This is a genomic window from Acinetobacter sp. 228 (assembly GCF_048147885.1).
Map to the genome: position 1 here is coordinate 1 of NZ_JAYWYV010000515.1, position 1,106 is coordinate 1,106.

At 35.5% G+C, this 1,106-nt stretch carries 3 protein-coding genes; all 3 read left to right on the plus strand.

Annotated features, from left to right (window positions below; translation table 11 throughout):
* The first annotated feature begins 49 nt into the window (after nt 1-49).
* Nucleotides 50-352, plus strand: coding sequence for an integration host factor subunit beta (locus VXQ92_RS20355; protein WP_000205997.1), 303 nt, complete (start codon nt 50-52; stop codon nt 350-352).
* A gap of 24 nt (nt 353-376) precedes the next feature.
* Nucleotides 377-742 carry a lipopolysaccharide assembly protein LapA domain-containing protein gene (locus VXQ92_RS20360; RefSeq protein WP_001269278.1) on the plus strand — a complete coding sequence of 122 codons (366 nt, stop codon included), beginning with the start codon at nt 377-379 and terminating at the stop codon, nt 740-742.
* A 165-nt stretch (nt 743-907) separates the two neighbouring features.
* Nucleotides 908-1,106: orotidine 5'-phosphate decarboxylase / HUMPS family protein (locus tag VXQ92_RS20365; RefSeq protein ID WP_416683004.1), on the plus strand; the 199-nt coding region annotated here is incomplete at its 3' end.

The window sequence follows — 1,106 nt, forward strand, 5'->3', positions numbered from 1 at the left end:
CAGGTTATTATCAAACGACTTAGAGTAGTAATAAATAACGAGGTCGTAGATGACTACTGAAGCTCTTAATAAGTCTGATTTGATTGAACGCATTGCGCTAAAAAATCCACACTTGGCTGAACCATTAGTGGAAGAAGCGGTTAAGATTATGATTGACCAAATGATCGAAGCTCTTTCGTCTGACAATCGTATTGAAATCCGTGGTTTTGGTAGCTTTGCATTACACCACCGTGAACCTAGAGTTGGTCGTAACCCTAAAACAGGTAAGTCAGTAGATGTTGCAGCGAAGGCTGTTCCACATTTTAAACCAGGTAAAGCACTCCGTGATGCAGTGAATGAATCTGGAAAATAAATAAAACTCATAAGTGGGGTGCCTATGCGTTATATTCTAATTGCATTACTCATTATTGTATTTGGCTATTCTTTAGCACTTGTTTTGCAGAACCCAACAGAACTTCCTGTTGATTTATTATTTACTCAAGTTCCTGCAATGCGTTTAGGTTTATTATTGTTGCTTACCTTAGCGCTTGGAATTGTAGTTGGGCTTTTATTAGGTGTACAAGTTTTCCGAGTTTTCCAAAAAAGCTGGGAAATCAAACGTCTTCGCAAAGATATTGATCATTTGAGAAAAGAACAAATTCAAAGTGCTCAATTGGCTGCAGCAGAAGCAGCTGCAAATGTAAGACACGAAAAAACTGTTGTAGATATTTATCCGCAAGATAAAAATTCTACTCCTTTATAATTTTGGTACTACTCTTTATCTAGTCATAAAGAGTAGTATTTTCCCTTCTATATTCCTCATTATCCTTCTAGTTTAAAATCACTATTTCCTCATTTAATAACTTGGTTCAATAGATTTCTTTATTACTGGCTGACTTGTCTATTATAATAGCGCTGATTTTATGTGATGGAAGAAAGTCTCTTGAGTATCATTGTTGCGTTGGACGCTAAAAGCCAATATGACGCTTTAAAAATTGTTGAACAACTTGATCCTACTTTATGTCGCGTAAAAGTAGGTAAAGAGCTTTTTACTCATGAAGGCCCATCTGTTGTAAAAAAACTTCAAGAAGAAAATTTCGAAGTTTTCCTAGATTTAAAATTCCATG

What these genes read in the sequence shown, in the direction of transcription:
- VXQ92_RS20355 (WP_000205997.1), top strand. Translation starts at nt 50, where the DNA reads ATGACTACTGAAGCTCTTAATAAGTCTGATTTGATTGAACGCATTGCG.
- VXQ92_RS20360 (WP_001269278.1), top strand. Translation starts at nt 377, where the DNA reads ATGCGTTATATTCTAATTGCATTACTCATTATTGTATTTGGCTATTCT.